Source organism: Arthrobacter sp. V1I7 (assembly GCF_030817015.1).
Classification (GTDB): Bacteria; Actinomycetota; Actinomycetes; order Actinomycetales; family Micrococcaceae; genus Arthrobacter.
In genome coordinates this window covers 4768257-4792638 of record NZ_JAUSYS010000001.1, presented here as the reverse complement: position 1 = coordinate 4792638, position 24382 = coordinate 4768257, and the positions used below count along the sequence as shown (strand labels likewise).

23 protein-coding genes and 1 pseudogene are annotated in these 24382 nt (G+C 67.5%); 11 read left to right on the top strand and 13 right to left on the bottom strand.

The window, feature by feature from the left end:
- Positions 1-40: 40 nt before the first annotated feature.
- A pseudogene (locus tag QFZ69_RS22140) lies at positions 41-844 on the bottom strand (DUF4194 domain-containing protein); the annotation flags it as partial.
- Positions 845-846: 2 nt separating this feature from the next.
- A complete protein-coding gene (locus QFZ69_RS22135) occupies positions 847-2319 on the bottom strand; it encodes a DUF3375 family protein (protein WP_306914563.1) in 1473 nt (490 codons plus the stop codon).
- A 156-nt stretch (positions 2320-2475) separates the two neighbouring features.
- On the opposite strand from QFZ69_RS22135, the gene QFZ69_RS22130 reads away from it, so the two are divergent.
- The 4 genes from QFZ69_RS22130 to QFZ69_RS22115 all read left to right on the top strand — a co-directional run bounded on the left by QFZ69_RS22130 (position 2476) and on the right by QFZ69_RS22115 (position 6530).
- The gene (locus tag QFZ69_RS22130; protein WP_306914562.1) at positions 2476-2994 is read left to right on the top strand and encodes a PepSY domain-containing protein; all 519 of its coding nucleotides are present in this window, start codon (positions 2476-2478) and stop codon (positions 2992-2994) included.
- A 184-nt stretch (positions 2995-3178) separates the two neighbouring features.
- The gene (locus QFZ69_RS22125; protein ID WP_306914560.1) at positions 3179-3505 is read left to right on the top strand and encodes a hypothetical protein; all 327 of its coding nucleotides are present in this window, start codon (positions 3179-3181) and stop codon (positions 3503-3505) included.
- Positions 3506-3660: 155 nt separating this feature from the next.
- Complete coding sequence (locus QFZ69_RS22120) at positions 3661-5613, top strand: acyl-CoA dehydrogenase family protein (protein ID WP_306919540.1); 1953 nt, start codon at positions 3661-3663, stop codon at positions 5611-5613.
- Positions 5614-5780: 167 nt separating this feature from the next.
- Positions 5781-6530, top strand: coding sequence for a hypothetical protein (locus QFZ69_RS22115; RefSeq protein ID WP_306914559.1), 750 nt, complete (start codon positions 5781-5783; stop codon positions 6528-6530).
- A 95-nt stretch (positions 6531-6625) separates the two neighbouring features.
- On the opposite strand, the gene QFZ69_RS22110 is transcribed toward QFZ69_RS22115, so the two are convergent.
- Positions 6626-7066: a YchJ family protein gene (locus QFZ69_RS22110; protein ID WP_306914558.1), complete on the bottom strand. Its 441-nt coding sequence runs from the start codon at positions 7064-7066 to the stop codon at positions 6626-6628.
- 230 nt (positions 7067-7296) lie between these two features.
- Between QFZ69_RS22110 and QFZ69_RS22105 the strand changes: the two genes are divergently transcribed.
- Positions 7297-7848, top strand: coding sequence for a hypothetical protein (locus QFZ69_RS22105; protein WP_306914557.1), 552 nt, complete (start codon positions 7297-7299; stop codon positions 7846-7848).
- Between the two features lie 95 nt (positions 7849-7943).
- Complete coding sequence (locus QFZ69_RS22100) at positions 7944-9065, top strand: sulfite oxidase (RefSeq protein ID WP_306914556.1); 1122 nt, start codon at positions 7944-7946, stop codon at positions 9063-9065.
- A 77-nt stretch (positions 9066-9142) separates the two neighbouring features.
- Here QFZ69_RS22100 and QFZ69_RS22095 read toward each other — a convergent pair whose 3' ends face one another.
- From QFZ69_RS22095 to QFZ69_RS22085, 3 genes are all read right to left on the bottom strand, one after another.
- Entirely contained in the window at positions 9143-9922 is a 780-nt protein-coding gene (locus QFZ69_RS22095) for an SDR family NAD(P)-dependent oxidoreductase (protein ID WP_306914555.1), read from the bottom strand.
- Between the two features lie 130 nt (positions 9923-10052).
- The gene (locus tag QFZ69_RS22090; RefSeq protein WP_307000439.1) at positions 10053-11738 is read right to left on the bottom strand and encodes a DUF4389 domain-containing protein; all 1686 of its coding nucleotides are present in this window, start codon (positions 11736-11738) and stop codon (positions 10053-10055) included.
- Between the two features lie 89 nt (positions 11739-11827).
- Positions 11828-12130: a hypothetical protein gene (locus QFZ69_RS22085; RefSeq protein ID WP_306914553.1), complete on the bottom strand. Its 303-nt coding sequence runs from the start codon at positions 12128-12130 to the stop codon at positions 11828-11830.
- A gap of 431 nt (positions 12131-12561) precedes the next feature.
- On the opposite strand from QFZ69_RS22085, the gene QFZ69_RS22080 reads away from it, so the two are divergent.
- Positions 12562-14058 (top strand): amidohydrolase, encoded by a 1497-nt coding sequence (locus QFZ69_RS22080; protein WP_306914552.1) that lies wholly within the window; start codon positions 12562-12564, stop codon positions 14056-14058.
- On the opposite strand, the gene QFZ69_RS22075 is transcribed toward QFZ69_RS22080, so the two are convergent.
- Positions 14055-14564 carry a hypothetical protein gene (locus tag QFZ69_RS22075; protein ID WP_306914551.1) on the bottom strand — a complete coding sequence of 170 codons (510 nt, stop codon included), beginning with the start codon at positions 14562-14564 and terminating at the stop codon, positions 14055-14057. The genes QFZ69_RS22080 and QFZ69_RS22075 overlap by 4 nt on opposite strands.
- Positions 14565-14621: 57 nt before the next feature.
- Complete coding sequence (locus QFZ69_RS22070) at positions 14622-16277, bottom strand: serine hydrolase (RefSeq protein ID WP_307000437.1); 1656 nt, start codon at positions 16275-16277, stop codon at positions 14622-14624.
- Positions 16278-16806: 529 nt separating this feature from the next.
- On the opposite strand from QFZ69_RS22070, the gene QFZ69_RS22065 reads away from it, so the two are divergent.
- On the top strand, positions 16807-17424 hold the full coding sequence (locus QFZ69_RS22065) for a uracil-DNA glycosylase (protein ID WP_306914549.1): 618 nt from the start codon (positions 16807-16809) through the stop codon (positions 17422-17424).
- 278 nt (positions 17425-17702) lie between these two features.
- Entirely contained in the window at positions 17703-18389 is a 687-nt protein-coding gene (locus tag QFZ69_RS22060; protein ID WP_306914548.1) for a hypothetical protein, read from the top strand.
- Here the strand turns inward: QFZ69_RS22060 and QFZ69_RS22055 are convergent, their stop codons facing one another.
- Positions 18390-19460 carry a cation diffusion facilitator family transporter gene (locus QFZ69_RS22055; protein WP_306914547.1) on the bottom strand — a complete coding sequence of 357 codons (1071 nt, stop codon included), beginning with the start codon at positions 19458-19460 and terminating at the stop codon, positions 18390-18392. It abuts the gene before it with no gap.
- Positions 19457-19792, bottom strand: a complete 336-nt coding sequence (locus QFZ69_RS22050; RefSeq protein WP_306914546.1) for a metalloregulator ArsR/SmtB family transcription factor — start codon at positions 19790-19792, stop codon at positions 19457-19459. Before QFZ69_RS22050 ends, QFZ69_RS22055 begins: the two co-directional genes overlap by 4 nt.
- 226 nt (positions 19793-20018) lie before the next feature.
- On the opposite strand from QFZ69_RS22050, the gene QFZ69_RS22045 reads away from it, so the two are divergent.
- Complete coding sequence (locus tag QFZ69_RS22045; protein WP_306914545.1) at positions 20019-21335, top strand: ATP-binding protein; 1317 nt, start codon at positions 20019-20021, stop codon at positions 21333-21335.
- Between the two features lie 142 nt (positions 21336-21477).
- Here the strand turns inward: QFZ69_RS22045 and QFZ69_RS22040 are convergent, their stop codons facing one another.
- Both QFZ69_RS22040 and gluQRS read right to left on the bottom strand, forming a co-directional pair.
- A complete protein-coding gene (locus QFZ69_RS22040) occupies positions 21478-22071 on the bottom strand; it encodes an HD domain-containing protein (RefSeq protein WP_306914544.1) in 594 nt (197 codons plus the stop codon).
- Positions 22072-22105: 34 nt separating this feature from the next.
- A complete protein-coding gene (gene gluQRS, locus QFZ69_RS22035; RefSeq protein WP_306914543.1) occupies positions 22106-23002 on the bottom strand; it encodes a tRNA glutamyl-Q(34) synthetase GluQRS in 897 nt (298 codons plus the stop codon).
- Positions 23003-23337: 335 nt separating this feature from the next.
- Here gluQRS and QFZ69_RS22030 point away from each other — a divergent pair, with 335 nt between their 5' ends.
- Positions 23338-23826, top strand: coding sequence for an Lrp/AsnC family transcriptional regulator (locus QFZ69_RS22030; RefSeq protein WP_306914542.1), 489 nt, complete (start codon positions 23338-23340; stop codon positions 23824-23826).
- Positions 23827-23869: 43 nt separating this feature from the next.
- Here the strand turns inward: QFZ69_RS22030 and QFZ69_RS22025 are convergent, their stop codons facing one another.
- Positions 23870-24325, bottom strand: coding sequence for an Lrp/AsnC family transcriptional regulator (locus tag QFZ69_RS22025; protein ID WP_306914541.1), 456 nt, complete (start codon positions 24323-24325; stop codon positions 23870-23872).
- Positions 24326-24382: the final 57 nt, after the last annotated feature.

Genomic DNA, 24382 nt, shown 5'->3' with positions numbered 1-24382 from the left:
CGGCATCGCCGTCGTCGTCGTTTAGCGCGTCACCTTCCGGTTCGTCGCCGCCGTCTGTTTCGTCGCCGTCATCCTCGGCAGCAGACCCGGCCAGAGGAGTGCCGTCCAGTTCCAGCAGCGGTTCTGTTCCTGACTCGTCGGTGGCGGCTGCTATCAGGGCGTCGATTTGGGCGGGGATGTCGCCGATGTTTTCGAAGGGGAGGGCCAGGGGGAGGGCGTTGGAGATGGTGTAGACCTCGTCCAGGCCGGTGGTGAGGAGGAGTTGGCGGGCCAGGAGCTTGGTGATGGCGCGGTTGACGACGTCGGAATCGCGCAGGGCGTCCTGCTGCCCGGCCGGCTGGTAATGGGCGACGAGTTCGCCGATTTCCTCGCGGGTGACGGTGGGGTCCGTCTGGGCGGTGACGTGGCGGTCCAGCAGCAGGCGGAGCCGGAGCAGCACGATTGTTTCGATCCGGCTCAGGGCGCGCTGCTGGCGCAGGATGCTGGAGCGGGTGCTGCCGCCGATCGCCTCGGGGTCGACCGGGCGGAGCACGGCCACCTTCCGTTCGTGATCCAGCTGCAGCGTGAGGAACAGCTCGGACAAGCGGCTGCGCAGGATCAGCTGGTTATCGAGCAGCGTGGTCCACAGTTTTTCGTCCCGGCCGCCGTCCACGTACGGGCCTTTGAGGAGTTTCACGAGGGCCTGGCGGACCTTCATCGGGAGCACGCCGGTGTCGCCGGGGAACAGGGCAGCGCCGTCCACGAAGGAGTCCCGTGGGGCGACGGTGAAGGGATCGGCGTGGATGTGATCGCCGGAACCCTCGTCGGGCGTGCCCGCCGCCGTCGTCGTGATGTCGTCAGTCATCTTCAATCTTTCGTGAGCGTGACCAGGGGCAGGTACGCGGTACGCGTGGAGCCGTCGATCTGTTCGAAGTCGAGGGTGTTCCAGGCGTCGCGGTCGAAGCCGGCGCCCTCGTGGAGCGCGTGGGAGAGCAGGGCGCGGATGGAGTTGATGTGCCGTTCCTCGGCCGGCAGCTGGGCCCAGGCCCCGGCCAGGGTGGAGGCGCCCGCGAACGCGGCCCGGATTGCCGCCGGGTCGGCTTTCCCCGTCCGTGGCGAGCGTACCCGGTCCGAGTCGCTGAACGAGATGGGGTCCGCGAGCTTTGGCGGGGCCGCGAACTCGTCCGGGTCGAAGAGCTTGACCATGGCGAGGGATTCGAAGCCTGCGTTGAACAGCACCGGACCGCGGACCAGGCCGGGCCGTTCGCGCTCGTACGGCAGGGAGCGGATCGCTTGCTCTGCTTCGCGCAGGACCTTCCGGAGCCGGACCGACTGGCGGAAGTCATCGCTCTGGACGTAGGTGTTGAGGCTTTCGCTGAGCTTGCCGTAAATCCGCTGGATCTGGCTGTGCTGGGTGCGGAGCTCGACCACGAGGTTTTTCAGCGTCTCGCGTTCCTCGTGGCTGAGATCGTCGGCGAACTGCCGGCTGAGCACCTCGCCGATCGCCGAGCGGAAACGCAGCTGCTGCTGCGGGTCCTCCAGGAATGCGGTGAAGGACCGGAACGTCCTGCCCTCGGGGCTCTGCCGGAGCCGTTTGTCCGCCTCCAGCACTTGAGCCATGGTGGCGCCCTTGCTCAGTGACTCCTCGATGATCTGGTTGCGGAGCTCCCCGACCAGCTCTTCGATCCGGTCGCGCATTTTCTTGTAATCGGCAGGCAGGCTGGCCGCGAGGTCCAGGATGTTACCGGCGGCCTCCACGGCCTCGTCGTCCTCGAGCAGGCCGTCGAAGTCCCCGGAGCTGATGTCCTCGATCAGCTGGCGCCGTTCGCCGATCTCCTCCTCGAGGGACTCCAGGCGGGCGCTCTGGTCCGGGTTCGTCTCATGGGCGAGCTTTTCGACGTCGCCCAGCAGCGTCCCGAGCCGGGACCCGTTAAGGGTGGAACGTTCGCTGGAGAGGCTGTCCAGGAAAGCGAGGACGCGCGCGGCCGGTTCGGTGACTTCATAGACGATCTGCCCGGACTGGTTGCGCCGGGTCAGGAAGTTCTTCCGGGTCCATTCGTCGGCGTATTTTTTTCCGGACAGCGCGCCGTTGGCGGATCCGCTCTGCTGCTCTCCCGTGCCGGGAGCCTGCCGGCGGAGCTGTTCCAGGAAGGCGTCGACGTCGGCATGGAACTGCTCCAGCGGAAGCTGCGGGCGGGTGCGCGAGAAGGAGGCCTGAAGCACGGCAATCACCCATGGCGCGGAGCGGGTGAGCGCCCACGCCGGGCCCTTGGTGAGGAGCTCGAGGTCGCGGAGACGGGCGCTGATGGCGTCGGCCGACGACAGGGCGGAGCGGGACACGCACTCTCCTTCAGCTGCCTCGGGGGTGGGGGATGGGCAGCGGATTCGCAAAACTGCCAGCTACAAGGTTAACGCAGGCCCCGGCTTTGCATTTTGCATTGTCTGCTTTTGAGTTCAGGAGCACACTATGTACACCACACATCAGAGGAGATTTTCATGCGCAAGAAAACGATGCTGATCACCGGGGTGGCGGCGGCGGCCGTAGTCCTGGGCGGGGCGACGGTGGCGGTGGCCGCCAGCACGTTGGCCGCCGATGACCAGGCCCTGAGCGGAACCGAATTGCAGCAGGCCAGCGATGCCGCTCTCGCGAAAGCCGGCGGTGGAACCGTACTCAAGGCGGAGACCGACGACGGCGCCTACGAGGTTGACGTCCAGCGTCCGGACGGCACCACGGTCGAGGTCGAAGTGGATCGTTCATTCCAGGTGGCAACGGTAGACGGCCCCGACGACGACGATTCCAACCTGCCGGCCCTTAACGCCGCTGACCGGGACCAGGCCGCGAACGCCGCCCTCGCCAGGGTAGGCCAGGGTACCGTGAGTGAAGTGGAACGGGAGAACGAGGGCGGCGCCGCCTACGAGGTGGAGGTCCGCCTACCGGACGGCTCCCAGGTCGAGGTGCAGGTCGGCGCGGACTTCCAGGTCCTGCGCCAGGACGCACCCGAGTTCGACGACTGACCCCGCCGCACGGGTCCCCCAGCGCGGACGGTGCGCGTTCGCAAGCGCTCCGTGACCTACGCCCGGGTAGCATTTCAATCCCATATCAACAGCCAGGACATCCCTCGGGACTCTGGTTGCCCGCACCTCCTGCACCCTACGCTCAGGCTACTGATTCAGCCGAAGCAATGGTGCAGGAGGAAGAATGCAGTTCGACCTAAGCGCAGTGGAAGCGGCAACCCTGGTGTTCATTGGAACGCTCGTGTTTGCTTTGGTGCTCACACTGTTCGTGATGACGGCGGCCCTGGCCGCCCTGGTGCTTACCGGCGTCGGGCGCCTCGTCTGGCTCATCTCGGCAATCCTCCTGCTGGGACTCGTCCGCGGCCTCAACTACACGTGGGACCGGCTGGTCCACCATGCATCCGCGGTGGAGCTGCCCGCGGAGCTGCCCGGCGATTTCGCGGCTGACTTCGTAGGGCAATCGGCCCCTAGTACGGGAACTTACCCGCGGGTAGTATTGCGGGACAGCTGAAGGGTCCTCCACCCACGGCGGATCCAGCGCTCGAGCCGGTCGCCCCGGTTATGAGGAGATGCCCGATGAGCTCCGCCGTCGAAAATCCAGCCGCTGAAAATCCCGGAACTGAAGTTCCCCGCACGGGTCCCGCCACCGACAGTCCCGCCGCCGATATGCCGGTCCGTGCACATGCGATCGGGCCGGCGGCCACCGCGGCCGACGCGCGGGCCATCGCCGAAGCCGCCCGTGAGACCAGCTGGGACAGGCCCAGTTTCGCCAAGGGACTTTACCTCGGCAGCTTTGATCTGAGCCTGATCCACCCCTGGCCCGAAGCGCCCGCGGACGACGTCGAACGCGGCGAGGCGTTCCTGGCCCGTCTGACCGCCTACTGCCGGACGATGTCAGGGCGCGAAATCGAGCGTAATGCGCTGATCCCCGACGAGTACCTCAAGGGCCTCGCCGAGCTCGGGGTCTTCGGCATGAAGATCCCCCGCGACTACGGCGGCTTGGGCCTCTCCCTCGTCTACTACGGCCGTGCGCTGGCGCTGCTGGGCTCGGTGCATCCCAGCCTTGGCGCCCTGCTCTCCGCCCACCAGTCCATCGGCGTCCCGGAGCCGGTGAAGGTGTTCGGCACACCCGAACAGAAGGAGAAGTACCTGCCGCGCTGCGCCGCCGGCGCCATCACCGCGTTCCTCCTGACCGAACCCGACGTCGGCAGCGACCCGGCAAGGATGGGCAGCACCGCCCTCCCCTCGGACGACGGTGAGTCGTACCTGCTGGACGGCGTGAAACTCTGGACCACCAACGGCGTGATCGCCGAACTCGTCGTCGTCATGGCGCTCGTCCCGGCCCACACCGACGCCGACGGCACGGCCCACAAAGGCGGCATCAGCGCCTTCGTGGTGGAGATGGATTCCCCCGGCATCACCGTGGAAAACCGCAACGCCTTCATGGGGCTGCGCGGCATCGAGAACGGCGTGACGCGCTTCCACCAGGTCCGTGTCCCGGCGGCCAACCGGTTGGGACGCGAGGGCCAGGGGTTGAAGATCGCCCTCACCACGTTGAATACCGGCCGGCTCTCGATTCCTGCCCTCTGCGTCGCCTCCGGACGCTGGAGCCTGAAGATCGCCCGCGAATGGTCCAACGCCCGCACCCAGTGGGGCCGGCCCGTCGGCCAGCACGAGGCGGTGGGCAAGAAGATCGCGTTTATCGCCGCCAGCGCCTTCGCCCTGGACGCCGTTTTCGAGCTGAGCGCCGAGATGGCCGATGCCGGGCAAAAGGACGTCCGGATCGAGGCCGCCCTTGCCAAGCTGTGGTGCACCGAAATCAGCTGCCGGGTTGCAGACGAACTGGTGCAGATCCGTGGCGGCCGCGGCTTCGAGACAGCCGAATCGCTCGCGGCCCGCGGCGAGCGCGCCGTGCCGGCCGAACAGCAGGTCCGGGACCTCCGGATCAACAGGATCTTTGAGGGCTCCTCGGAAATCATGCGGCTGCTGATCGCCCGTGAAGCCGTAGACGCGCACCTGGCGGTGGCCGGTGACCTCGCGTCGGTCGATGCAACCCTGTCGGACAAGGCAAAGGCCGCCGTCGGCGCCTCCGGATTCTATGCAAAGTGGCTGCCCAAGCTCGTGGCCGGAGCCGGCATGGATCCGCGGTCCTATAGCGACTTCGGCCGGCTGGCAAAGCAGCTGCGCTTCGTGGAGCGATCCTCCCGGCGGCTGGCCCGGCAGACCTTCTACGGGATGGGCCGCTGGCAGGCCAGGCTCGAGCACAAGCAGGCATTCCTGGGCCGGATCGTGGATATCGGGGCCGAGCTGTTCGCGATGGCTGCCTGCTGCTCACGGGCGGAGATGCTGCTGCGCACCGCGCCGGAACGGGCCGCGTCGGCCTTCGAGCTCGCCGAGGCGTATTGCGAGCAGGCAAGGGTGCGGGTGGACGAATACTTTGACCAGCTGTGGCGGAACACGGACGACGGCGACCACATCCTCTCCCGCAAGGTGCTCGACGGCGAGTACGTCTGGCTCGAGGCCGGGGTGCTGGACCAGTCCGAGGGGACCGGCCCGTGGATTGCGGACGCCAGCCCGCGCGCCTCGGAGAAGGAGAACCTGCACCGGAACTACCGGTGATGCGGGCCGGGAGGCACCGTGCCACCGGCCCGGCGGGATGGTAAGCACCCTTGCTAACCGGCTTTTCGGCGTGGTTAGGTGGACGTGAGACCACTACCCCGGTCTCCGCCTTGCGGTGCCGGTTCAAACCATGAATCCGGGTCAGTCAGTGAAAGCGAGCAGTCCTCATGAGCAGCACAGTAGGCCCCGAAGATCGAACCCCCCGTCGCGGCGAGGACCGGACGCCCTCCCAAGACGCCCGGATTCACGACGCACGCGAGGCCGCAGAGCGGCAGGACACCGCGCGGCAGGACACAGAGCGGCAGGACACAGAGCGGCAGGACGCCGTCAGCAGCGGGCCCACGAGGGAGACCGTGGTGGCCCGCGAAAAGGAGCAGTTCGGCGGCATCCAAATCGGTTCCGCCTTCTTCGGGTGGCTGGCCGCCACCGGCACGGCGGTGCTGCTGACAGCACTGGTCGCCGCGGCCGGAACGGCCGTCGGACTCGCCACCAACACCGACGTCAACGAAGCGGTCAGCGGCGGCAATGAGACCGTGGGACTCGTCGGCGTCATCGCTCTGCTCGTCGTCCTGTTCGTGGCCTACTACTGCGGCGGCTACGTCGCCGGGCGGATGGCTCGTTTCAACGGGGCCAAGCAGGGCTTCATGGTGTGGGTCTGGGCCATCATCGCCGCCGTCGTTGTGGCGATTCTCGGTCTCGTGGCGGGCCAGCAATTCAATATCCTGGCCAATCTGAACAGCTTCCCGAGGATCCCGGTCAACGAGGGCCAGCTCAGCACCATGAGCATCATCGCCGCCGTCGTGATTGCCGTGGTGGCCTTGATCGGCGCCGTGCTGGGCGGGCTTGCCGGCATGCACTTCCACCGCAAGGTGGACCGGGCGGGCTTCACTCCGGCGGACAGGGGCCAAGACCACTAGGCGGGTCTTGGCAAACCGCCCGGGCGTGCAGGGTGCCCGGCACGGTGCCCGGCGCCCTGATGATCCTTGATCCGGCGAGCACCGGCGCCGTTAACTCAGGCCGCCCGGAGGGCGTCGAGGTAGTACCAGCGGCGGTCCACCCGCAGGAAACGGCTTGTTTCGTGGTGGACGCCGCGTTCGCGGCCGTGCCGGAAGTGCGCCTTGAACTCCACGGTTCCGTCCCGGTCCAAAGGGCCGCCGCGGCTGGTGGAGACGATGTCCAGCCGACGCCACCGCATCGCGTCGTCCAGCGTGAGCCCGGCCGGGCGGGTATCCGGATGCCAGGTCCGCAGCAGGTATGCGGTGTCCAGAACGACGAAGGCGCTGTACCGGGAACGCATGAGCTGTTCCGCCGTCGGGGCCTGCGCCTCCCCGCGGTGGAACCGGCCGCAGCAATCACCGTACTGCTCCCCCGAAAGACACGGGCAGTTCCCCTCAAACGGGGGACGGTCCGGGGGGCCAGCCGGACCGGGAGTGGACGAAGCGGCCTGCGTCACGAGCGTCCTTCCGGTAGGCCGGACGGTGCCGGCGGGTCGTTGTTCCGACTATAGACGCAAGCCCCGCCAGCTGATCCGGCCGCAGGCTCCATAACAGCTTTGACACGTCTTGGCGGAAACCGGTGACCCCTGTGTGTCCGTTGAGAAAAGTCCGTATGGTTAACGGGTGCCGCTGCCCGCCACGAACTTTACGACGGGCACGATGCTGCAGGCCAGATTGGAGAGGTGAAGTGGAAGATCCGACGACCATCGCGCTAAACCTGACCTTCTTCGGGACCCTCGGGGTGGCGTTCGTGATGTTCCTCGGCCTCTTCGCCGTCTTCGTCGCCACCCTGGTGATTGCCGGCATAGGACGCCTGGCGGCCGTCACCGTTGTGGCCATCGCCGGCGGCGTGGCCCGCGTTGCGGGTACGGTCACCGCAGCCGCCCGGCCCGCCACACCAGCCCCCTCGACCTCACCAGCGGCGCCGAGCGACGCCGCGGACAACGCCTTCCCGTCCACTGCCCCCCGGCCGTCGAAACGTCCCACGCCGGTCAAGCCCAGCCGGAAGGAAACCCCGCAACTATCGGCCGATTGGGCCGCCGCCGTCGACCGGGCGGACGCCCGCGCGGCCGCCCGGGCAAAGGCGGAAGCCGCCCCGGCCGTCACAGTGTCCGTTCGCGACCTGCCCATCCCCACGGCTCCCGTGCAGGAGACCTTAAAAGTGGCTCCGCTGGTGGAGTCGGCCACGGACCAGAAGACCGCCGGACGGTCCGGGCCGGCCGGAGTATCGCAGCCTTGACGCACTCCGGGCCGCGGCGTAGACCTGAATGCAGGTGGCACCGGCCATAACCGGGCTGGTCCGGATCAGAATCGCAGCACGCCATGCCGAAGCAAATGTCCAGACACTCCTCCATCCTGAAGACCCCCCGCCCCCCCGCCGAGAGGCTCGCGCCGCATCCCGGCGACCCGAGCCATGGGCCGCTAACGGCCGAGGAACTCCAGCTCGCCGTCCGGAACCACTCGATGCCCCTGGAAGCGCTGCGGTATGACATCACACCGCCCGGGCTGCACTACCTGTTGAACCATTTCGACATCCCGTTCATCGACGGGGAGCACTGGCACCTTCGGATCGGCGGAGCCGTGGAGCGGTCGCTGGAGCTAAGCCTCCGGGCGCTCCGCCGGGCGCCGACCATCGCCGTCCCGGTGACATTGGAATGCGCCGGGAACGGGCGCTCCCTCTTGCGGCCCCGGCCGCTGAGCCAGCCCTGGCGGCTCGAGGGCGTTGGTACCGCCATCTGGACCGGCGTCCCGCTGGCGTACCTGCTGACCCAGGCCGGCGTGCTGGACGAGGCCGCGGAGGTCGTGTTTACCGGCGCTGACACCGGGATCCAGGGCGGCGTCCGGCAGCAATACGCGCGGAGCCTGCCAATCGGCGAGGCGCTGCGGCCCGACGTCGTCCTGGCGTACCGAATGAACGGAATGGAACTGCCCCCGCAGCACGGCTACCCGCTCCGCCTGGTGGTGCCCGGCTGGTACGGCATGGCCAGCGTCAAGTGGCTCTCCTCGATCAAGGTGCTGACCAGGCCTTTCGACGGGTTCCAGCAGCAGGTGGCATACCGCTACCAGCAGGATGCGAACGACCCCGGCATCCCGGTCACGTGGGCGAGGGTCCGCTCGCTGATGGTCCCGCCGGGGGTTCCGGACTTCTTCACCCGGGGCAGGGTCCTGCCCGCGGGCCCCGTGATGTTGAGCGGCCGGGCCTGGTCCGGGCAGGGTGCCGTGCAGCGCGTCGAAGTGGGGATTGACGGCAAGTGGGCACCGGCCCAGCTGGAGCACCCGGCGGCACCCTTTGCCTGGTGCGCCTGGTCGATGCCGTGGGTGGCCGACCGGGGCGAACACGAGCTGTCCTGCCGCGCCACGGACACCAGCGGTGCGACGCAACCCCTGGAACAGGTGTGGAACTACCAGGGGATGGGCAACAACGCCGTGCAGCGGATCAAAGTCACGGTCGAGTAGCCGGTTCTGCCCCCGCCCGCCCGCCGTCCCCCGGCGGTAGTCGGCCAGCAGGGGGCACCCTCCCCGGGGGCGCCTAGCTAGTAGTCGACGATCGCGCCGGCGGAGATATTGACCGTGGCGTCGGTGATGGCCCCGGCCTTGTCCGAGGCGATGAAACAGGCCACGTTCCCGACGTCGGCCAGCGTAGCCGTCCGGTTCAGGTGCGCGGTCTTCGCGATCTCCGCGACGATCTCCTCCCGCCCTTCGGCCTGCCAGGGGATTGTCTCGATGATGCCGCCGGTGACCATGGTGACCACGCGGATGCCGTACGTTCCCAGCTCGATCGCCCACTGCCGCCGCAGCCCCTCCATCGCGTCGAGGGCAACCTTGAAGCCGCCCAGTCCCGGCAGGGTCTGCGGACCGGAACCGCCGAACATCAGCACGACGCCGGACCGCTGCTTGATCATCTGCGTCGCCGCGGCGCGGGTGGTGAGGAAGTGGGTTCGGGTTGCGAGGGTCACCGGCCGGGTGAAGTCATCCACGTCGATTTCCAGTAGCGGCTGCTGGATGTCGCCAAAGGAGATGACGTTGAAGGATATGTCGATCCGGCGGCTCTTCTTGGCCGCCCTGGCAACAAACTCGTCCACCTGATCCTCGTTGAGGGCATCGACGACGGCGGTTTCCGCCTGCCCGCCGTCCTCGAGGATCTGGTGGGCTACTTTTTCCAGCCGCGACTCGGTGCGCCCGGCGAGGTAAACGAAGGCGCCCTCAGCCGCGAAGGCGCGGGCTACGGCCCCGCCGATGGCGCCTCCCGCTCCGTAGATCAGGGCGGTCTTGCCGTGCAGCAAGCCTTTACCGGGCGCATCGTTGTTCAGCATCGTCGCCTGCCTCCTGCCGCGGAGTGGTGAATTCCCTCAACTATGTTCTTGCCGGGGCGCGGTGGCAAGGGGGCGGAAATGCTACGGATGCGGCGGGGCGGCAGGCCCAGGCTGAGCGGAGCCATCCGGTTCAGAGGGATCTCCTGTCCCGGAGCGATCCACTGGAACCCTCCGGGCGTCGCCCGGATCCAATGGCCCCAGGTCCAGATGGAATGGCGCGGTATTCGTCCCGCATCAGCGCCACGTAGGTGATCACCCGATAGATCCAGCGGTTAAGCCCCAGCACCAAGTCAAAGAGGCCCCGCCGGTATTGCCCGGTGAAGAGCAGGATGACCCCGGCGATGAATACCAGCAGTCCCAGGAGCGAGATGCCGACGCTCTCCTGCACCCAAGCGCCGTCGCGCACTGTCCATGTCTGTGCCGTCCCGGTCAGCACGGCGACGATGAGCAGGTGGGGGATGGCCAGCAGCCAGGACTTGACCAATACCAGTCCCCGGGACAGCCGCTCGGGATAGTCGACGTCGAAGTCGGCCGGGTAGTCGGTGCGGGCGAGGGTGAAGGGCGGGTACCGGTCCGTGCCCAACGCACCGTAGGCGTAGAAGGACACCCGCCAGTTCCAGCGGATCACCCCGACGCTGAAGTTGAACAGCGAGCGCGGGTAGCGGCCCGTGAACAGGATCGCGAACCATGCCGCGATCGTGACCACGATGAGGGCGAACCAGAGGAAGAGCAGGATGATGAAGTGCGGGATTGCCAGCAACCATTTCACCAGCCACAGCCAGCGGGACAGGTCGGGATCCAGGTAACCACTGACTCGTGCCGGATACACCACGCCGCCCACGCCTGGCGGCGCCGCCGCCGCATAGGGCTGGGCCGGATACGGCTGGGGCATGGAAAGCGGCCCTGCCCCTGGCTGCCGGGTGCCAGGCGGGCCGGCTACTGGCTGCCCGAGGTAGGGTGACCCGGCGTAGGGTGGCCCGGCGTAGGGTGGCCCGGCGTAGGGTGGCCCGGCGGGTGGCTGAACACCTGAACCCTGCACGCCATAAGTTTGCGTACCGTAGGCCTGCCCGTAGCCCGGCGCTCCGTAGGGCTGCCCGGCCTGCCGCGGGCCGGCTGGCGGCGACCCTGGCGGGCGGGGCAGGCCAGGCCCAAGCCCCGCGGCGCCGGCCACGATCAGGGGCACGCCGACGGCCAGCAGCAGTAATCCGGCGATGAGCAGGCCAACAAAGATCGGCCACAGCAGGTCGGAGCGGGCCCCGGCTTGGAGATCAACGGCAACGGGCATGCTGGCGTCGGCATTCATGACTACTACGGCCCAGTTGCCGGACCGCAGGTCCCACCTGAGTTCTTGGGCCCCGGGCCCGGCGGCTGCGGCCGTCCAGAAACCCTGGTCGGCCGGCTGCGGCGGGGTTCTGGAGCCTGGGACAGCAAGGTACTGTGCCCGGAAGGGAGAGAATCGGACGTCGGTGACCTCGGAGTGCTGGACGTCGGCCAGGTAGGTCGCCACCGCGGCCTGCGGCGCGATCCCGATGAAGATCTGCTTAGCAGGGTCCGCGGCGGAGCCACGGATCACTATGCTGCCCGGCACGTTCACGGATGCCGTGTCCGAGAAGCGGTCTTGGGTCATGACGCCGAGGCGGGGAGAAGTCAGGGCGTAGGAGTCCGCGGCGAAGCGTGCCGACGGCGTCGTGAAATACCCGTTGTCGCGCTGCTGGTAATTGGCCCACCCCGCAGCACCGGCGCCGGCGAGCAGTCCCAGCCCGAAAAGTGCGCTGAGAGTGCCCAGCACGAGCATGACAATCCGGCCTGGTCGCATGACCGCCGTCCTTTCACAAGGCCCTTTTCAGGAGGTGGTCACGCCCTGGGGCGCTGTCGTTTCGCCGGGCCCGCCGTAGACGAGGGCTTTCATACGTGCTCTTTGCGCCTGAGAAGGACCGGAGGTTCCACGATCCGCAGGCGGCAGGGGGTCACCGAGCCGTCGATGCCTGAGGAGACAATTGACTGGCGGGCATGCTCCTGGAGCTCATCAAAAGCGACCGCCGTCACCATGGCGTGGGCGAGATCAACGACGACCTCATATCCTGGCAACTTGGAGACTACGCGACGGCAGACGACATAGAGGGCCCGGATATTGGCGTTCGTCACGACGCCCCGAACCTCAACTTTCGCGGACTCTTCGACGGCGTCGATGCGGATGAGCACTTTCATGCGCGGATCCCCGTGAGAGGGGTGTGCGTGGTACGAGCTGGAGCGGTGATGAGAATGGCTCACGGAGCCCCAGAGCTCCCCCACCGCGGGAGCATTGACCGAGCCTCGGAGGCTTCGTGGTGAGTGATCATGTGGACGTGGTCTCCTGCCTTTTCCTGCTGAAGCCGGAAAGAGCAAATTGCCGTTTCCTTCCCCAAGGTTCTTAGCGAGACCGGTACTGCGAAAGCGGTTCATCCCCCAATGTCCGTGCAGGAACCACCCCACCCCAAGCATGGTCGGGACCCGGTATCCCGGCAAGGGGCAAAAGTCCCGGATTGGCCTTTCGACCAGCGCGCGGCCGGGCGTGCTCGCGCCCCTGCCGGTCCCGGGCCAGCGGGCGGCCGGATGTTACCGGATTGCTGTCCGGACGGCCTGCCCATAGCCTGTTCACTATGCCCGAGACCCCTGCCGGTACTGCGGCTTCCGACCTCGTCCTCGCCAGCGTTCGATTCGCCGGTGAGGCCGCGTTGCGCAACGTCCACGTCAGCGGTGGTCTGGTCTCCCGGATCACTCCTGCAGGGCATACTGCCGGCTTGCCCGCGGGCGTTCCCGTTGTCGACCTCGACGGGCGGTACCTCATCCCCGGGCTCTGGGATGAGCATGTCCACATGACCCAGTGGGCTCTCGCCGCCCATCGGATCGACCTGTCCGGCGCCGGTTCGGCGCGGGCGGCGGCCGACGTCGTCCGGTCCTTTGTGGCAGAGCACCCGGACGATGGGCTGCCGGTGGTGGGCGTCGGCTTCCGGGACGCCCTGTGGGGCGATGCTCCGACTCTGGAACTGCTTGACGGCGTCACCCGCGGACTGCCGACGGCGCTGCTCAGCCACGACCTGCACTGTGTCTGGCTCAACACCGCGGCGTCTGCACGCTACGGCGTGCCGGTGGACGCGAGCGGGCTGCTGCGTGAGGAGCCGGCCTTCGACCTGACCCGCACGCTGGGCCAACTCCCCGACGTCGTGCTGGACGGCTGGGTGCGGGACGCCGCACAGACGGCGGCGGCACGCGGAATCGTGGGGGTTGTCGACTTTGAAATGACCTGGAACCGGGATGTGTGGCTGCGACGCATCGTCGGCGGCTTTGATTCATTCCGGGTGGACGCCGGCGTCTACCCACAGCACCTGGACCGCGCCGTCGCGGACGGCCTGCGGACGGGACAGCTGCTCGACGGCGGGGCGGGACTGCTGCGGGTGGGCCCGCTCAAGGTGCTGATCGACGGCGCGCTGAACACCCGCACGGCGTACTGCGTAGACCCGTACCCGCACGGCGGCCGGGGGCTGCTGACCGTGAGCGAGGGGGAACTGCTGGCGTTGCTGGTCCGGGCGCGGGACGCCGGCTTCGTTCCGGCGGTGCATGCGATCGGCGACGGCGCCAACGAGGTGGCGCTGAACGCGTTCGAGGCCGCCGGGATCAGCGGACGGATTGAGCATGCCCAGTTTGTCCGGACCGGGGACTTCCCGCGCTTTGGCGAGCTGGGCGTGACCGCGAGCGTGCAGCCAGCACATGCCCTCGATGACCGGGACGCCGCCGATTCGAACTGGGCCGGCCGCACCGCCCGGGCCTTCCCGCTGCGGTCCCTGCTGGCCGCCGGGGCGACGCTGGCGCTCGGTTCCGATGCTCCGGTGTCCCCGCTTGAGCCCTGGCTGGCGATGTCCGCGGCCACCACGCGGGCTGGCCGGGACGGACGCGCGCCCTGGCATCCGGAGCAGGCTCTCACCCGGATGGAAGCGCTGACGGCCTCAACCAGGGGACGGGGCACCGTCCGGGTTGGCGACCCGGCGGACCTTGCGGTGCTCGACGGCGACCCGCTTGCCGTGTCCGATGCCGTGTTCGCCGCGATGCCGGTGGCAGCCACACTGGTGGCGGGGCGGTTCACCCACCGCGGCGTCTAGCCGCCTTTGACCCTGGACTGCACCAGGTTGGCGAAGGGCAGCCGGCCGTATTCTTCGCGGAACCCGGCGTGGTATCCGGCTTCGGCGGCGGTCAGCTGCTCGGCGGGCAGTTCCTTCCAGGCGACGATCAGGGAACCCGCGCCGGCGAGCTGCCAGATCAGCCGGCCGTCCCAGTGGCCGGGCGGCTTGCCCTTGCCGAAGTCGACGAACTCCTGGATCTGCCGGCGCAGCCCGCGGTTGCCTTTGCTGCCGGGGCCGGCCTTCCCGATGTAGAGGACATCGGCGTCGTCGACCCATTCGGCGGCGAGCGCATCCGCCCGCAGGCTGGGATCCTTCTTCTTGAAGACGCCCGCCGTGCTCTTGGCCAGGTACTGCGGCCGGAACCCCTCGGGCCGCAGTACCGCGAAAATCCCGGTTTTCTGCGGGATGCGGTTGATGTCAAGGTCCGCAAGGATCCTGAACCCGGTGAACCCGTCGGCCTTGAGGGTCTGTCGGTTGATCGGCAATGGGTTCCTCGGGTCGGGCGGTGCTGTTCCCTTGAAGCTTACGGAAGTACCCCGGCCTCAGCTGCGGGTGAAGGTGCCCAGCCCGGTCTCATCGTAGAAGTCGAGTTTGACGCTGGAGGCTGTGCCGCCCGAACCTGGGGTGAAGATGGCCCCGGCCAGACCGTTGCCGTTCTCCCCGATCGAGTTGAAGCTGAAGGTGTCTCCGTCAAAGTGGGCAAGGCGGAACGTTGTGGTCTTGTCGGCCGGACCCATTTTGAATTCCAGCGCGCCTCCCTCCTCGGCGACAGTCAGCGGCCCGTAGTAGGAATTGGTGTAGCTGCCGGTGTAAAAGGTGTTGGTCCGCGCCGGCTGTGTCCGGTCAGGGGTCTTGGAATAGTCCACTTTCGGCTTCTCCGACTCGTGGATCTGCTGGAATACTCCGGCGGTGAAACTCAGCCAGTCGACGGTGGGCTCTCCATTCTGAGCCACGTCCAGGAAGCCGGCGCAGATGGCCTCGGGAATGCCCTGGGGCCAGCCGTTCGTCAGAACCACGATCCCCAGCTGCTCTCCCGGGAGCATGGAGACGGCGGTCGCGGTACCAAGGTTGAAGGCTCCGGAGTGCCCGAGCTGGAGGCGGGCGTGGTCGTCATAGGAGACGTTCCATCCCAGGCCGTAGAACCGTGTGCGGGCTCCCGGGGTGGCGGGCGGTCCCGAGACTGCGTGGGGGACATGGGTGACCCCAAGGGCTTCCGCGGCGATGACCTGTTTGCCGTCATAGCTGCCGCTGGCGAGCTGCAACCGGAGCCAGCGGGCAAGGTCCCGGACCGAGGAGCTGGCGCCGCCGGCGGGGGCCTCCGCATCGGCGTCGCGGTTGTATTTGGCCACCCAGGTCCTGTCCCCGGCCGGTACATGAATGAGGGCCCTGTTCGGCGCCTTTTGGTAGTCCGCGTGGCGGTAGCTGCTGTCGGTCATATTGAGCGGCTTGAACAGTATCTCGTCGGCCAGGTCCTCCCAGGACATCTTCATGGCGTCGGCGACCGCCTGTGCTCCTGCGGTGTAGCCGAAGTTGCTGTAGTTGTAGCTGGACCGGAACGAGTCCAGCGGCTGCTGGTTGAGGTGGCTGAGGATGTACGGCTGGTCGAATCCGAGGTCTTCGAGCAGATCGCCCGAGCCGGTCCGCAGGCCTCCCTGGTGCGACAACAGGTCCGCAATGGTCGCATTCCGGGTGACGAACGGGTCCTTCAAGGAGAAGTCCGGACTGTGGCTGATTACCGGGTCCTTCCATTGGACGGCGTTGCGGCCCACGGCCCCCGCAGCCACCGTCGAGGCAAGCGGTTTGGACACGGACGCCAGCAGGAAGACCGTGTCGGCGTCGACCGTCTCTGTCTTGCCGGACTCCCGCACCCCGAAGCCCTTCGTGTACACCGTCTGATCCCGGTAGACCACGGCCACCGCGATCCCCGGAACTCCGGTGCTCTCCATGGCGCCCTGGACCATCCCGTCGAGCTTGGCCAAGGCATTGTCGAACTTCTGCTGGTCCAGCAAGGGTTTGACCTGCGGCTCCGGCGCCGGGAGTAACGACGCCGTCGAACTCGGTTGGCCGGGACCGCCACGAGGCTCGCCTTGGGAAGTGCAGCCGGCCAGCAGCGGAGCGCCCGCGATTCCAGCGGCTCCGATCCCCACCGCCTTGAGAAGCGAACGGCGGTCCGGGGAAGCGGAGCGGATCCTGGTCACGACAATCTCCTCAGGTTCACGGCCAGCACGCTCGCCATTGGTCCTCAAGGGAGCCCGTCGCACTGGCTTGCTCCCTTCATGATGGACCTGTGCCGGTGCTTGAGATAGTGCCTCCCGCTAGCCGGCACTCCGCCACTACGTTTTTGTCCCCCGCGCCTGAACCAGATTGGCCGGATGCTGCGGCGTCCCGCCAGACTTGGCGGGCACGTGAAGCCTGCAGGTACCTTCGCGATCTCGCTATGAGATGGCTCGGACACTTAAATGTCCTGAACGGCCCAACGTAATCTGACGGCTACCTGCAGGCGCTTTAAGCCTACGCCGGGCAACCCGAAGGCACTAGGGGACCAACTGGCCGGTTGCGGATAATTTGCCGGCGGGGCTCAGCGGCGCGTTAAGCCGCCAGGTCACAGGGGTCATTGGGGCTGGCAAAAGCAACGTCGCAGGCGCCCTCAAAAAACGCCGCCTCCGCCGGAAGCGTAGAGTGGGAGCAGACGCCTGATTCTGGACGCCGAGCGCTGAGGGAGAAATCGTGACGATTGACTGGGACGAAAAGAAGACCCTGCTGCAGGAACCGAACATCGCGGCGGTAACGGCGCTTTGCGACGAACTCATGGAAAAGAAGCCGGGGTCGGTCGTCCCGTACATCGATCCAGTCCATGACGAGGACGAATGCCGGATCGTCAGCCTGCACATCGCCCCCGGCAAGGGCACCGAGTCAGGCTTCGTTTCCCACTTCAACGATGACGAGGCCGCCCGCCGCGCCACCTCCATCTACGAGGCCGTCGAACTCGACCCCCGCTACGTGATGCCGTGGAACGCCTACCCTTGGGTCCGCGACCCCGAGCTCCCCTCCGCACTGAACGTCCAGGAGAAAACGGACGGCCTGCGGCCTTTCCGCCAGTTCCTGAAGATCAACAAGCGCGTCTCGGCCATCATCGCCCACGGCGCCGACGCCCACGCCTTCCTCACCCTCTTCGAGAAGACCTACCACTCCTCACTGAAGAACCGCGGCGTCAAGATCTACAAGGCCACCGCCCTCGGCGGCCGCGCGTTCGCCGTCTCGGCAGCCAAGCAGGAAGAACTCCTGGCGAAGAACGTCGAGGTCTACAAGGACGCCATGCAGCGGGCAGGCATCCAGCACCTCTAGGTAGCGGCCGGGGAGTTCAAGGGTCGGCCCGGCGGCGATTTCCGCCCGGAAGCCGGCCCGAACAGGTCCGGCGTCGGGGACGAACGGCGGGTGCCTGGTCCGTCGGTGGCCGGGTGAGCGGCTGCGACGACCAACTGCCAGTGAGCTACTGCCGCGAGATCATCGCCGACATGCGCGCTGATTGCTTCCGGCTGTCCAACCCAATTCTGCTTGTCCGCCGCAAGCGGCAGGAGGACAATGGCCGAACATACCATTGTCCTCCGAGGCGAGTGGTCACGATGATCCTTCAGGCAGCACGGTTCAGCCGCATAACGACGGCGGCAGGACTCTTCCTCGGCGCCTTGGGCATGCTCGCCGGAATGGCTCTCACACCGTGGGAGCCTGAAGACACCGCTGCAAGTTTCATCCAAACGGTCAGCGCCAATTCCCTCCAGGGCGAGGTGGCGCCGCTGTTCCTTCATTACGGCTGGGTCTTCCTGTCGATCTCAGTGCTGGGACTGCTGACGATGGTTCGCCACCGGGCAGTCATCTGGGGCCGTGCCGCGGGGCTGCTGGCATTTGTCGGCCTGGTCAACCTGAGCGGGATGCTCCTAGTCGACTGGTTCGCCATTGCCCTGGGCCAATCCGGGCTGCCCATTGACGCTGCCGTCGGGATCCTCGAGAGGTCGGCGACGCCGGTAAATATCGCCGCATGGCAGATTCCGGGGCTCATCGGCGTCTACTTCGGACTGCCACTGTTCCTGCTGGCGCTCTGGCGGAACGGCTTTATCCCGTGGTGGCCGGCAGCGGCCGTAGTGGCATTCGTCATCGGGTCCATGACCCTGCCGTCCACGCTGGCATTCAGCGTCATCGGCACACTGCCCTATTCCGTGGCACTGTCGTATGTGGGCTGGAAAACGCTCGCGCTTGACGACCGTGCGTGGGCTGAGGGCCCGGAACCCTCACACACAGCCGCCGCCTCCTAGCTAAGGATTTAGGGCGTCTGTAGCGAGTTGGCTCGGGGCGAAGCCGGGCACGACCGCCACCGAGCCGACGTGCGGCAGTGCCCGCCGGACCCCGCGTTCCACACTGGACGTCACCGAGGCGAGCTCGACCAGGTGGCCGTCCGGCGGGACCGGCACCGTGATCTCGACGTGCAGCCGGTGGCCGGACCAGCGCAGCCGAGCGGTCCCGCCGGCCCTGGAGTGTTCCGCGATGACGGCCTCAACCCGTTCCGTCAGGTCGGGGTCGACTCCGTCCATCAGCCGCCGTCCGACGTCGCGCACGGTGCCCCACAGGAGGACGACGATGGCGGCGGAGATCAGCAGGCCAACGATAGGGTCCGCGAGCGGGAAGCCGACCCAGACACCGGTGACGCCCGCGACGACCGCCAGCGAGGTGAAGCCGTCCGTCCGGGCGTGGACACCGTCGGCCACCAGGGCCGCGGAACCGATCCGCCGGCCGACGCGGATCCGGTAGATCGCGACGAGTTCGTTGCCGGCGAAGCCCACCAGCCCGGCGGCGAGCACCCAGCCGAGGTTGTGCACGGGCTGGGGTTCGAAGAAGCGGCGGATGGATTCGACGGCGGCCACCACCGCGGAGAGCGCGATCATCGCCACGATGAACAGCCCGGCAAGGTCCTCGGCCCGGCCGAAACCGTAAGTGTACGTCCGGGTGGCCTTGCGGCGGCCCAGCAGGAACGCGATCCAGAGCGGGACCGCGGTCAGCGCGTCGGAGAAGTTGTGCACGGTATCGGCCAGCAACGCCACGGAGCCGCTGATCAGCACGATCACCAGTTGGAAGAGCGAGGTGGCGCCAAGGCCGAGCAGCGAGACCTTGACAGCGCGGATTCCCTGCGAGCTGGATTCGAGCGCCTCGTCGATGGAGTCCGCAGAGTCGTGGGAGTGCGGGACGAAGACCGACTGAAGCCAGCCCTTCAGACCGGTGGCGTGCATATGCCCGTGCGGTCCGTGGCCGTGGTCGTGCGGGTGATCGTGCGTGCGCTCCTGGCCTTCGCCGTGGCTGTGTTCGTCCACGGCATCCGACGGGCGGTTCATGAGCCGTGCCGAGGGGCAGTGCCGAGCGCATGCTCGGCCTGGTGGATTGCGTCCATCACCAGTTGGCGGGCGTGATCATTCTGCAGCCGATAAAAGATCTTCGTGCCTTCCTGCCGTGTGGCGACCATGCCGCCCAGCCGCATCTTGGCCAGGTGCTGCGAGACGGCGGAAGCCGGCTTCCCCACACGCTCAGCCAAGACGTTGACCGGCAGTTCACCCTGTCCCAAGACGAGGATCAAACGGACACGCGTGGCATCGGCCAGCATGGAGAACACCTCGACGGCGAGTTCCACGTGGGGACTGGCGAGCTCAACCTGCATGTCTGCATTCATACGCAGATAGTGTCACAGTTGTCCCCGCTGGCCAACTGTTAAAGGTCGCCGAGCGTGGAAGGCTGGAACACTATGCCCCGGCCGCCGCGGACCCGGAGCACAACACCCGGCCGTTTGGCGCGGCGCCGTAACGCAACGTCCCCGCGGCCTCTCCCCCATGCGGTTCGCATATGCTCAGCAGACAGGCTCAACTTGGCTCAGCGACGAACCACCCGGGAGACACCTCATGACCAACTGGCGGATCAGGGATTTCCATTCGGCCGATCTGGACGGGATCCTGCATCTTTGGGAATCCCTCAAGGCCACCGATGTCGAGCCGGTCTACGCGCTCTCCGAGGTGCTGGCCTCCTGCGAAAAGGACCATGCCGTCGTCGCGGTCCAGGGCGACCAGGTGGTGGGCGCCGCCGTCGGACGCGCCGCGCACGACCAGGGCTGGATTGTTTTCCTGGCCACCCTGCCGGAATACCGCGGCCGCGGGATCGGCACCTCGCTGCTCGCCGCCGTCGAAAACCGGATGGCCCCGCACGGGCTGAACAAGCTTTCCGCGCTGATGCCGGAGGCCGAGACCCGGGTGGAGGCGTTCCTGGGCCGCGGCTTCGTCCTGAAGCAGAACCTGCGCTACTTCGAGCGGAAAATCCCGGTCCAGAGGCAGGAGCTCGAGCCGCTCAGCCTGCTGGGCGGCCGGATCCTGGCCCGTGACCTGTGGGAAAACGTGGCAGGCATGCGCAATGAGAAGGAACTGCTGGAGCGCCGTCTGGTCCTGCCCCTCGCCGAGGCCGACCTCGCCGACGAATACGGCGTGGTGCCGCCGCGCGCCGTCGTCCTCTTCGGTCCGCCCGGCACCGGCAAGACGACCTTTGCGAAGGCGATCGCGTCCCGGCTGGAGTGGCCGTTCGTGGAGGTCTTCCCCTCGCGGCTGGCCTCCGATCCCAAGGGGCTGGCCGGTGCGCTCCGCGAGACGTTCCTGGAGATAGCGGAACTGGAGCACGCCGTCGTGTTCATCGACGAGGTGGAGGAAATCGCCTCCCAGCGTTCGGGCGAACCGCCGTCGCCGCTGCAGGGCGTCACCAACGAACTGCTCAAGATCATCCCGGCGTTCCGCGAACAGCCCGGCCGCCTGCTGGTCTGCGCCACGAACTTCATCCGCGCCCTCGATTCGGCGTTCCTGCGCCACGGCCGCTTCGACTATGTCATCCCGATCGGCCTGCCGGACCGCCAGGCCCGCGAGGCCATGTGGCAGCGCTTCATCCCCGCGGCCGTGGTGGACGACGTGGACGTGGAGTTGCTGGTGGACCGCACCGAGGGCTTCTCCCCCGCGGACATCGAGTACGCGGCCCGGAGCGCCTCCCAGCGGGCACTGGAAAAAGCGGTGTACGACGACGGCGGCGCAGCCTCAGGCGGCAATGTGGCTCTCCGGGAGGCGGTCCGGAAGGGTCCGGCCACCCAGGACTACCTCGACGCGATCGCGGAGACCCGGACCACGGTCAGCGCGGAAGCCCACGAGCAGTTCCTCGAGGACATCGACGCCCTGGGCCGCGTGTAGTCCCTGGTTTGGCGCGTGCGCACGCACCGAACTCGCCGGAGCCCTGCGAGTTCGCGGAGACGTTACGGCGAACCCGCACGTGTCCGGCGAAATGGCCGCGAGCTACCCTTGCCGCGGCCCGACTCCGGAGTCCCGCCGGGGGTTACGTCTCCGGGTCGTCGTAGGAGAGGTTTTCGTAGTCGGTGTCGTCCGCCTCGTCCAGCATGTCGTCCAGTTCCGCCAGCAGCCAGGGGTTGATGCGGGCCAGGATCTTCCGGGTTTCCTCCACGGGGACGGCGGCGTAGAGCACGGGCCGGGCCTCGTCGTAGCGGGTGACCGACGGCTTGTCCGGCCACTTCTCGGCCAGTGCCTTGACCCGCTCGGGCAGGGAGTTGTGGGCGTTGTCAGCGATCTTCACCAGGGTGGCGTCGTGGTCTTCGGCGATGTGCCGGATGCCGGCCTGGTAGTCGTCCGGGTTTTCATGCAGGCGCTTCGTGACGCGCTCGATGATGTCCGCGGCCCGCTCCGAGACGCCCATGTCCAGCAGCGCCTGGCGGGTCATCGGGGTGTCTTCGGCGATGTCGTGCAGGTAGCCGGCGATCCGGATGTCGTCGTCGAAATCGGCCAGCGCGTCCCCGACGGCCAGCACGTGCTCCCGGTAGGGCCGCTTGAGCTTGTCCTTCTGGCGGTTGTGCGCGACTTCGGCAAGGACCTTGGCCGTCTCGACGGTGAATCGGGGAACTGCGGGTTCTGACATGGTTCCAGCCTACGCGTCGCGCAGCACGGCAGGACTACGCCCCGCGAAGGCCAGCTCCCGGCCACACCCAGGGCTCCCGGGGCAGCGCCGCGGGATCAAAGGCGGCGAGCACCTTGTGCAAGGGACCGGCCGGCAGCCCGAGGGAGTCCAGCAGCGCATCCCGGACTCGGTCCGCCGTCAGGCCGAGCAGGGCCAGGTCCGCGAGCGTGACGGCGCCGTCGCGCTTGGCAAGTCGGGCGCCGCCGGCATTCAGCACGAGGGGCACGTGCGCATATTCCGGGGTGGGAATATTCAGCAGGGAGGCGAGGTATGCCTGGCGGGGCGTGGAGGGCAGGAGGTCATCACCCCGGACCACCTGGTCGATCCCCTGCCCGGCGTCGTCCACGACCACGGCGAGGTTATAGGCGGGCACGCCGTCGTTGCGCCGAAGCACGAAGTCATCCACCACCCCGGTGTAACTGCCGTGCAGCACATCCTGCACCGCCGCTTCCGTGACCGCGGAACGGAGCCGGACCGCGGCTGGCCGGAGCGCCCGTTTCTGCTCGCGCTCGGTCCTGGTCAGATTCCGGCACGTCCCCGGGTAGGCGCCCTGCGGGGCATGCGGCGCGGACGGGGCCTCCTGGATTTCCCGCCGCGTGCAGAAGCACTCATAGGTCAGGCCCTCCGCGCTCAGCCGGGCGATTGCATCCGAGTAATAGGGCCCGCGGTCGGTCTGGCGGACGATGTCGCCGTCCCAGCTCACGCCGACGGCGGCCAGATCGCGGAGCTGTTCGGCCTCGGCGCCGGCCCGTGCCCGGTCCAGGTCCTCCACACGCATCAGGAACCGCCGGCCGGTGGAGCGGGCGAACAGCCAGGCCAGGATGGCGGTCCGGAGGTTGCCCACATGCAGTTCACCGGAGGGGCTGGGGGCGAAGCGGCCGGCAGACGTCATGGGTCCAGCCTAAGCGGGGCACCACAAGAGCCCCTCAGCTACCGAAGACTTCGGGAAATCCGACGTCGGTGGCTCAGGGGCTCTTGCCGTGCCGGGCCCGGGGCGTTGCTCCGGGCCATGGCACTGCGGATGCGGAGAGACGATGCGTGAACAAGTGTCAATCAGCGGCAGGTTCCTTGCGGGAAGCCTCATCGGGGGACCGGGTGGTGTGCCGGGATGCCCTTAGCCTTTCGGGATCCGGCGGTGGCCTCGCCCCTTGTGTTGTCACCATTTCAACAGAAGCCCTACAGTTGGTGCAACGCACTTCTCCAGCAGTGATCAATCTGCTCAATCCGATGGCTGATGACGAACAGGAAGTGGTCACTTTGCAGGAACTCGACGCCACGGACCGGCGGATCCTGGCCGCCCTCGATGAGGACCCCCGGGTTCCGATCATGGTGCTGGCGCAGAAACTGGGGCTGGCGCGCGGGACGGTGCAGTCGCGCCTGGAACGGATGACGGCGTCGGGGGCCCTCCGGCCGAACAGCAGCCGCGTCCTGCCGTCCGCCTTGGGCCGGGGTGTCGCGGCGTCGGTAAGCGCCGAGCTGGACCAGAGCCATCTGAACGAGGCGATCGCCGCGCTGCGGAACATCCCCGAGGTGCTGGAGTGCCACGCCCCGGCCGGTGATACGGACCTGCTGATCCGGGTGGTGGCACGGAGCCCGGACGATCTGTACCGCGTGTCCGAGGAGATCCGTCTCTGCCCCGGGATCGTGAGGACGTCCACCAGCATGTTCCTGCGCGAGGTCATCCCGTACCGGACCACTGGGCTGTTGGGCGCCTGATTCTGCCGTATCGGGGCGTCCGGTTTGGATCGGGACGTCCGGTTTAGACCGGAGGTCCGATGTTCGTTTTGAGGTTCTTCATCACCAGCGTGGAGGTCAGCCGTTCGACGCCGGGCAGCGAGGTCAGTTCGGCGTCGTAGAAGCGCTGGTAGGCCGGCAGGTCCTCGGCGATCACCTTCAGCAGGTAGTCCGGCGAGCCGAACAGCCGCTGCGCCTCCACGATGTTGGGGTTGGCCGCCACGCGGTTCTCGAAAATCTCCATCGTGGCCCGGTCCACCTGCCGCAGCGTCACGAACACGATCGCCTCGAAGCCCAGCCCGACGGCCGCCGGGTTGATGTCCGCCCGGTACCCGCGGATCACCCCGGATGCCTCCAGGTCGCGGAGCCTCCGGTGGCACGGCGCCACCGTCAAACCGACCTTCGCGGCGAGCGCGGTGGCAGTCATCCGGCCATCGGTTTTAAGATGACGCAAAATAATTTTGTCGATGTGGTCAATCACGCAAAAACCTTACCAAGCCAGCGGGTTTTCCGGCGAAAAGAGGGAACACTTGTGGCG

Bases quoted from the DNA above. Each gene is read 5' to 3' on its own strand.
- QFZ69_RS22130 (WP_306914562.1), top strand. From the start codon at position 2,476: ATGCGCAAGAAAACGATGCTGATCACCGGGGTGGCGGCGGCGGCCGTA.
- QFZ69_RS22125 (WP_306914560.1), top strand. From the start codon at position 3,179: ATGCAGTTCGACCTAAGCGCAGTGGAAGCGGCAACCCTGGTGTTCATT.
- QFZ69_RS22120 (WP_306919540.1), top strand. From the start codon at position 3,661: ATGCCGGTCCGTGCACATGCGATCGGGCCGGCGGCCACCGCGGCCGAC.
- QFZ69_RS22115 (WP_306914559.1), top strand. From the start codon at position 5,781: ATGAGCAGCACAGTAGGCCCCGAAGATCGAACCCCCCGTCGCGGCGAG.
- QFZ69_RS22100 (WP_306914556.1), top strand. From the start codon at position 7,944: ATGTCCAGACACTCCTCCATCCTGAAGACCCCCCGCCCCCCCGCCGAG.
- QFZ69_RS22095 (WP_306914555.1), bottom strand. From the start codon at position 9,922: ATGCTGAACAACGATGCGCCCGGTAAAGGCTTGCTGCACGGCAAGACC.
- QFZ69_RS22090 (WP_307000439.1), bottom strand. From the start codon at position 11,738: ATGCGACCAGGCCGGATTGTCATGCTCGTGCTGGGCACTCTCAGCGCA.
- QFZ69_RS22085 (WP_306914553.1), bottom strand. From the start codon at position 12,130: ATGAAAGTGCTCATCCGCATCGACGCCGTCGAAGAGTCCGCGAAAGTT.
- QFZ69_RS22080 (WP_306914552.1), top strand. From the start codon at position 12,562: ATGCCCGAGACCCCTGCCGGTACTGCGGCTTCCGACCTCGTCCTCGCC.
- QFZ69_RS22060 (WP_306914548.1), top strand. From the start codon at position 17,703: ATGATCCTTCAGGCAGCACGGTTCAGCCGCATAACGACGGCGGCAGGA.
- QFZ69_RS22055 (WP_306914547.1), bottom strand. From the start codon at position 19,460: ATGAACCGCCCGTCGGATGCCGTGGACGAACACAGCCACGGCGAAGGC.
- QFZ69_RS22050 (WP_306914546.1), bottom strand. From the start codon at position 19,792: ATGAATGCAGACATGCAGGTTGAGCTCGCCAGTCCCCACGTGGAACTC.
- QFZ69_RS22045 (WP_306914545.1), top strand. From the start codon at position 20,019: ATGACCAACTGGCGGATCAGGGATTTCCATTCGGCCGATCTGGACGGG.
- QFZ69_RS22040 (WP_306914544.1), bottom strand. From the start codon at position 22,071: ATGTCAGAACCCGCAGTTCCCCGATTCACCGTCGAGACGGCCAAGGTC.
- gluQRS (WP_306914543.1), bottom strand. From the start codon at position 23,002: ATGACGTCTGCCGGCCGCTTCGCCCCCAGCCCCTCCGGTGAACTGCAT.
- QFZ69_RS22030 (WP_306914542.1), top strand. From the start codon at position 23,338: ATGGCTGATGACGAACAGGAAGTGGTCACTTTGCAGGAACTCGACGCC.